Genomic DNA, 7,275 nt, shown 5'->3' on the forward strand with positions numbered 1-7,275 from the left:
TGAGGAGTCGATAAGTCAGCGAGGATCAATCTGCCTCTGCCAGCTGCCGGGTTGAGCGTCCATCTCTGGCAATCTGGTCGGTGTGTTGCAACAGCCTCAGCAACAGCCCGTTCCTTGCATAGATATCGGGACGAAACTGCACCCTGCCCGCTTCGTCCACCCAGCTGGTGAAGTAGGTGAGATAGACCGTCAGTGGCTGTGACAACGGTTGGATGCGGGTCTCTCCAGATTCAATATCCAGCAGCAGATTGTGCTGCGGGGCATTCTCGTTCTGCAGCAGCAACCCGGCCAGCTGCCGCGCCTTCTCCACCCGCACACAACCAGAGCTGAAGGCGCGACGCGGCTTATCGAACAGGCCAACAGCCGGGGTGTCGTGCAGATAGATCGCGTAGGGGTTGGGCATCTGGAACTTGATCCGCCCCAGGCTGTTGTTCTCCCCAGGAAACTGGCGCAGCACATAGGGGAAGTTGTTCTTGTCGAAGCGCTGCCACTCCACCAACCAGGGGTCGACCTCCCGCCACTCACCCTGCACGCGCTGTAGCACCTGGAAGCCCCTACGCTCCAGATAGTCGGCATCCTGCTGCTGTTTCGGCAGCAGATCCTCCACCGCGATGCGTCGTGGCACGGTCCAGGCAGGATTGACGATCAACTGTGTGATGCGCCCCTGGAAGGAGGGGGTCTGACGACTGAGGCGACCGTTGATCGAGCGGCTTTGCAGCTGTGGCTGACCATCCACCATCAAGGTCAGTTCAAAACCGGCGGTATTGACCAGCAGGTGCGGATTGTCGAGCTGGCGCGGCAGCCAGCGCCAGCGCTCCAGGTTGGCACGCAACTGCAGGATGCGCTGCGCCACCGGTTGGTTAAGAGCGGCGCGAGTCTGCGGCCCCACCAGACCATCATCCAGCAGGCCGTGGCGCTGCTGAAAGCGTTTGATGGCGAGCAGCAGCGGCGCATCGAAATATTCAGGATCATCAGCCTCTTCCACGGCAGCCGGCTCCTCGAACCGCAACCGCTGCCGCAGCAGTACCACATCGGGATGGCGCATCCCCAGATGCAACAGCAGTTCGCCTTCCAGGCCGGGCCAACCTCCCTGCTGTTCGATCCCCTGGTAGCGGTCGAGCGCCTGTTTCAGACGCAGATAGCCGGGGGTGGTGGGTAGCAGCGAGGAAAACAGCTGCTCCGGCTGCCCCGCTTTCAGCTGCTGCTGCAGATAGTCCAACGGCTCGAAGCTCTCAGCCGGATGGTGCCAGGCCGGATCGAGCCGGGCCGCATTGAAACGCCCGCTGTTGAGATCCCGCGCCAGCTTCAGGAAGGCATCCGTAAACACTAACTCCCGCAACAGGATCGCGGGCGTGTCGAGACGATGACCCAGCTGCTGCAGGGTCGACAGATGGTACTCCACCGGGTTGAGCCCTTCAGTCGATGCATTCTCGATCCACTCCAGCAGCACCAGCCCCCAAGGATTGAGCCGCTCATGCTGATGCCACACTGGCCGGCCCTCTCTGGCCTGGTAAAAATCGGCCAGATGGCTCCAGTTGGGCAACCCACTGACCAAAGTGAGCAGCAGAGGTGGCAGCGGCTGCGAGTTCTCACCCCCGGCAGCCACCTCCCTCCCTGGCGGGGCTGACAGATCGGCAAACGCACCACCAACACTCAACAGCGCGCAGCAGAGGCAGACAACAGGCAGATGGTGTCGCATCACACCTTCCTATGTGGATCAACCGAGAACGAGTCTCTTCTTCAACCAAAGTATAGAAAGAGTGTGCGGGCAGCCAGATCAGGCCCGTTCAAAGGGGAAGGCGAGCACCTGCCGGATCTGCTCGGCGCCGCTGACCTGCATCAGCAACCGGTCGATGCCCAGCGCCACGCCGGCGCAGTCAGGCAGCCCGGCCTGCAGCGCAGCGAGCAGATACTCATCCATCGGTGGTTCTACCAGTCCGGCAGCGCGGCGGTTCTGATTATCCACCTCAAACCGCCGCCGTTGCTCATCAGCATCGCTCAATTCGTGAAAACCATTGGCGATCTCCATCCCCTCCAGATAGAGCTCGAAACGCTCCGCCACGGGGGGATTACCAGGCCGCACTCTCGCCAAAGCCGCCTGGCTGGCCGGGTAGTCGTACAGAAAACAGAGAGTACCGCGCCCCAGGTGCGGTTCAATGGCATGGCTCAGCAGCAGGTCGAGCCAGCCGTCCCAGTCGAGCTGCAGCGACTCTGCGCCGGAAATCTGTTCACGCTGCGCAACCTGCTGCAGACCAGTCGCATCGAAAGCCTGGATATCGATCCCCAGATGGCGGTGAAAGGCCTCTGCGTAAGCGAGTCGCTCTACAGGTCTTGGTTCGGGCAGCAGCCGGTTGACCAGCTCGGCCACCTCACCCATCAGCTGCCGGTGATCGAAGCCGGGCCGGTACCACTCCAGCAGGGTGAACTCCGGGTTGTGGCGTCGCCCCAGCTCGCCATCACGAAACACCTTGCAGATCTCGTAGATCGGTCCGCTGCCGGCGGCGAGCAGCCGCTTCATAGGGAATTCAGGAGAAGTATGCAGGAACAGCCCGAGCCCCGCCGGGGCGCCCGGTCCAGTGTAGCGACTGGTAAGGCTCTCGATGGCCAGATCGGTAACAGCGAAGCGGGAACAGACCGGGGTCTCCACCTCGAGAACCCCAGCCTGTCGAAAGAAGTCACGGATCGCAGCGAGCAGCTCCGCGCGCGCCTGCAGCATTGCTAGCGAGGCGAACGGGCGCCACTCATGCGTCGCGCTCATGGAGGCGATCAATCCTCTTTGGCGCGGCCCTGGTATTCGCCGGAGACAGTGCTGACCTTGATCACATCACCGATCTGCACGAACAGCGGCACCCGCACCACCGCACCGGTTGAAAGTGTGGCCGGCTTGCCGCCGCTGCCGGAGGTGTCGCCCTTCAGGCCGGGGTCGGTATCGGTCACCTCCAGCACGACAAAGTTGGGCGGCGTGACGATGATCGGGTTACCGTTCCACAGGGTCACGGTGCACATATCCTGCTCTTTGAGCCATTTGATCGAATCGGCCACCGCTGTCTTGTCAGCATTGACCTGTTCGAAGGATTCGGGGTCCATGAAGTACCAGAAATCACCGTCGGTGTAGAGGTACTGCATATCTGTCTCGTGCACATCGGCGGCCTCCACCGACTCCCCCGATTTGAAGGTCTTCTCCAGCACCCGACCGGTCTTCAGGTTACGGATCTTGACCCGGTTGAAGGCCTGACCTTTGCCTGGCTTGACGAATTCGTTTTCAATAATGGAACAGGGATCCCCGTCCATCATAATCTTCAAACCGCCCTTGAACTCATTGGTGCTGTAGGTTGCCATGACATCCTCGAATAACTTTGAAATCGCGGCGCACATCATACCTGAGAGTGCGCCATCTTTGCAGGGTACGCCCTGGCAGACAGCCCTTGCCGGGGCCTTTACCCACCCCCAGGCGCTGTTTGAGTTCCTACAACTCGACCCGGCCCTGCTGCCGGCGGCGCTGCAGGCCGCCACAACCTTCCCGCTACGAGTACCGCTGGGCTACGCGGCGCTGATGCGCAAGGGCGACCCCGCCGACCCGCTGCTGCGCCAGGTGCTGCCACTGGCCCAGGAGCTGCAGGACCAAGCGGGCTTCGATACCAATCCGGTGGGCGATCTGCAGGCCGAGGCACTGCCCGGTCTGCTGCAGAAGTACCGGGGACGAGCGCTATTGATCGCCACTGGCGCCTGTGCCATCAACTGCCGCTACTGCTTCCGCCGCCACTACCCCTACCAGCAGGGTTCAGCCACACCGCGCCAGCAGCGACAGATCCTCGAGCATCTACGCCGGGACGAATCACTCAGCGAGGTGATCCTCAGCGGCGGCGACCCGCTGCTGCTGGACGACCGGCGTCTCGCCGGCTGGCTTGATGACCTCGCAGCGATCCCCCATCTGCGGCGTTTGCGTCTGCACAGCCGCCTGCCGGTGGTGCTGCCGGAGCGGATCAGCGAATCGCTCGCCCACCTGCTCACCGCTTCCCGACTGCAGACGGTAATGGTGATCCACGCCAATCATCCACGGGAGATCAGCGCAGCGGTGGCCGATGGCCTGCAGCAGCTGAGCGAACAAGGCATCCGCCTGCTCAACCAGTCGGTGCTGCTCAGGGGGGTGAACGACTCGGCGGAGACGCTGGCGGAGTTGAGCGAACAGCTGTTTGATGCTGGCGTGATGCCCTACTATCTGCACCTGCTCGACCGGGTCGATGGCGCGGCCCATTTCGAGCTCCCGGCGGCAAAGAGTCAGCAGATCTACCAGGCGCTGCTGGCCGCACTGCCAGGATATCTGGTGCCAAAACTGGTGCGAGAAGAGGTCGGTGCGCCAAGCAAAACCCCGGTGATCTGACGCTCTCCTCGCCAAACTGGAACCAGGTTCTCTGTAGCCGTTCACAATTATAGATTTTGCCCGGTACAGGGGGCATGATTAGGCGCCCTAAATAAGCACTCACTCCCCCCCGCAATCGAATTAAGGAAGGGCCCGCCGCCGATGAGCGAATCCAACTCCCAAAAGGGCAGCGACGTCACCGGACGCCAGTCGCTGCTAAAGAATACGCTGGTCAGCTGGGCCGGCCATCTGGTCTTCATCATCGCCGGCTTCATCATGCCGCGCATCATCGACGACACTATCGGCCAGAGTGCGCTGGGCATCTGGGACTTCGGCTGGTCGATCGTCTCCTACCTGCGCATCAGCGGTCTCGGCTTCACCTCCTCGGTAACCCGCTATGTGGGCACCTACCGTGCCGCCGGCGAGTTCGACAAGCTGCGCGGTGCGGTCACCACGGTGGCCTTTATCCAGGTCTGCATGGCGCTGCTGGTGGCCACTGCCGTCATCGGGCTCTACTTCCTGCTACCAACCCAGTTCGCCGACAAGCTGGCCGGCCACACCGAGGAGGCACAGTGGGTGGTGCTGTTTCTCGGCCTCGGCTTCAGCTTCGAGCTGGCGCTGCAGACCTCGCGCGGGGTGATCACCGGCTACCACAAGTGGGGGCTGCAGAACGGCATCGCCTCGGGTTTCTACACCCTCAACGTAATCTGCATGATCATCGCACTGAAGCTGGGTGGCGGCCTGAAGGAGATCGCGATGGTCTACTTCATCGTCACCCTGATGGCGGAGCTGACCCGGGTGACGGTGGTCTTCAAAGTCTGCCCGGAGATGCGCATCGCACCCAAGCTGGCATCGATGGCACACGCCAGGACCATGTTCAACTTTGGCGGCAAGACCCTGATCACCGATCTGGTGCCGATCCTCTCGATCCAGACCGTCTACATCTTCCTGTTGAGCAATCTGGGACCGGCTTCGCTGGCGGTGTTCGCCCGCCCCTTCTCGCTGATCCGCCACGTTGAGACCTTTATGAAAAAGTTCGCCCATGTGCTGGTGCCCACGGTGGGTGCGGTGCAGCAGTCGGGCAAGCTCAAGGAGCTGCAGGATCTGCTGTTCTCCGCGGCGAAGTATGCCGCCGCTCTGGCGCTGACCATGATGATCCCGTTTGTGGTGTTCGGCGATGTGCTGATGCAGGTCTGGATGGGCAGTGACTATGTCAATATCCCGTTGATAGTGCTGCTCGGCTGCGGCTTCTTCCTCCCCATCTCACAGCAACCCAGCTTCCGCTTCCTGATGGGAATGAACGAGCACGGCTATATCGCAATGCGCGCTGCACTGGCGTTTGTCGCCTCCCTGTCGATCGGCATTCCGATACTGAATTCGATCGGCTGGAGCCTTGACCGGGCCGCCTGGATAGTGTTGGTCCCTGAGCTGCTGGCCTATGGTATCCTGGTGCCGATCCATGCCAGCCGGGTGTTGCAGATCCCGCTCTGGCGCTATCTGCACCGCGCCTTTGGGGTGCCACTACTGTGCGCTCTGCCCTACTTGCTGACCCTGCTGGGGATCAAAATGGCGATGCCGGAATCGCCGGTCAGTGCCATGGGCTATGGCGCCTTGGCCGGCGGCCTAGTGCTGTTTGTGATGTTCTGGTTGCTGCTCTTCCCGGAGAAGGTGAAACGCAAGTTTCAGAAGCTGATCCCGACGGCGGCTCGCTGAGATTGATGCCGATTTGACCCAGGTGACCGCGATGCAGCCTGCCCCGATCGAAACCCTGCCTGGCGGGATCGTCCGGATCGACACCGAGTATCAGCGTCCCGGTCTGGCTGCCTGTTATCTGTTGGACTCCCAAGGTGAGGCGGCCTTTGTCGACACCGGGACCAGCCACTCCCTGCCGCTGCTGCTGCAGGCGCTGGAGCAGCGCGGGCTGGTGCGGGAGGCGGTGAAGTATGTTATTCCCACCCATGTGCATCTTGACCATGCGGGGGGCGCTGGGGCGCTGATGCGGGCGCTGCCAAATGCGCAGTTGGTGGTGCATCCGTTCGGCGCACGCCACCTGATCGATCCGGCCAAGCTGATCGCCGGCACCATCGCGGTCTACGGCAAGGCGGAATTTGAGCGTCTCTATGGCGAAATCATCCCGGTGGCGGCGGAACGGGTGATCGAGGCTGAAGATGGACTTACCCTGGAGCTGGGCAGACGCCGCCTGGAGTGTCTCGACACCCCTGGCCACGCCCGTCACCATATCTGCATCCACGACTCCCAGACCAATGGCTTCTTCAGCGGCGACACCTTCGGTCTCTCCTACCGGGAGTTCGATACAGACAGCGGCGCCTTTCTGCTTCCCACCACCACCCCGGTGCAGTTCGACCCGGATGCCTGGAACGCCACCCTCGATCGGCTGCTGAGCTACAGGCCCAAGGTGATCTACCTGACTCACTTCGGAGCGGTCACCGGGGTGGAGCAGCTGGCGACGCAGCTGCGGGAGGGTCTGGAGACATTTGTTGAGATCGCGCTGCAAGCCAACGAGGAGGATCGCCAGGTGCAGATCCGCACTGGCTTGGAAAGCTGGGCGCTGGAAGCACTACAGCGGCGTGGCTGCCAACTGCCGCAGGAGCAGTGCCTGGCGCTGCTGGCTCTCGATCTCGAGCTCAACAGTCAGGGGCTGGAGGTCTGGCTGCGGCGGCGTGAGGCTCACGCCTAACACCGTCCAGCCAAGTACGTCAGAGAGTCCGACAGGAGGTGTTGCGGGATCCACTCATATCCCAGGCAAAGGTGCAGTCGAGGTGACAGAGCACGCTGACCATCCCCTTCTCGCCATCCAGCATCACTGACAGGGGGGTACGGCGACTTAGCTTGTGATTGGCCTGACGGAACCAGCGCCGCCCTATCTGCGGGTTGCCCGGATAGGTGGTGCGCAG

6 protein-coding genes and 1 pseudogene are annotated in these 7,275 nt (G+C 62.1%); 3 read left to right on the forward strand and 4 right to left on the reverse strand.

Annotated elements, in window-relative coordinates; all coding sequences use genetic code 11:
• Positions 1-25: 25 nt before the first annotated feature.
• From RIFP1SYM_RS14980 to efp, 3 genes are all read right to left on the reverse strand, one after another.
• Positions 26-1,699 (reverse strand): L,D-transpeptidase family protein, encoded by a 1,674-nt coding sequence (locus tag RIFP1SYM_RS14980; protein WP_039960680.1) that lies wholly within the window; start codon positions 1,697-1,699, stop codon positions 26-28.
• Between the two features lie 78 nt (positions 1,700-1,777).
• Positions 1,778-2,758 carry an EF-P lysine aminoacylase EpmA gene (gene epmA, locus RIFP1SYM_RS14985; protein ID WP_039960681.1) on the reverse strand — a complete coding sequence of 327 codons (981 nt, stop codon included), beginning with the start codon at positions 2,756-2,758 and terminating at the stop codon, positions 1,778-1,780.
• Positions 2,759-2,766: 8 nt separating this feature from the next.
• Positions 2,767-3,339, reverse strand: a complete 573-nt coding sequence (gene efp, locus RIFP1SYM_RS14990) for an elongation factor P (RefSeq protein ID WP_006474810.1) — start codon at positions 3,337-3,339, stop codon at positions 2,767-2,769.
• Between efp and epmB the strand changes: the two genes are divergently transcribed.
• The 3 genes from epmB (at position 3,338) to RIFP1SYM_RS15005 (ending at position 7,058) form a co-directional block, all read left to right on the forward strand.
• Positions 3,338-4,381: an EF-P beta-lysylation protein EpmB gene (epmB, locus tag RIFP1SYM_RS14995; protein ID WP_005966341.1), complete on the forward strand. Its 1,044-nt coding sequence runs from the start codon at positions 3,338-3,340 to the stop codon at positions 4,379-4,381. The genes efp and epmB overlap by 2 nt on opposite strands.
• Before the next feature lie 141 nt (positions 4,382-4,522).
• Positions 4,523-6,073 carry a lipopolysaccharide biosynthesis protein gene (locus RIFP1SYM_RS15000; RefSeq protein WP_005966343.1) on the forward strand — a complete coding sequence of 517 codons (1,551 nt, stop codon included), beginning with the start codon at positions 4,523-4,525 and terminating at the stop codon, positions 6,071-6,073.
• Between the two features lie 31 nt (positions 6,074-6,104).
• Positions 6,105-7,058, forward strand: a complete 954-nt coding sequence (locus RIFP1SYM_RS15005) for an MBL fold metallo-hydrolase (RefSeq protein ID WP_420855224.1) — start codon at positions 6,105-6,107, stop codon at positions 7,056-7,058.
• Positions 7,059-7,077: 19 nt separating this feature from the next.
• Here RIFP1SYM_RS15005 and RIFP1SYM_RS15010 read toward each other — a convergent pair.
• Positions 7,078-7,275 (reverse strand): annotated as a pseudogene (locus RIFP1SYM_RS15010) (antitoxin Xre/MbcA/ParS toxin-binding domain-containing protein); the annotation flags it as partial.

This window comes from endosymbiont of Riftia pachyptila (vent Ph05) (assembly GCF_000224455.1).
Taxonomy (GTDB): Bacteria; Pseudomonadota; Gammaproteobacteria; order Chromatiales; family Chromatiaceae; genus Endoriftia; species Endoriftia persephonae.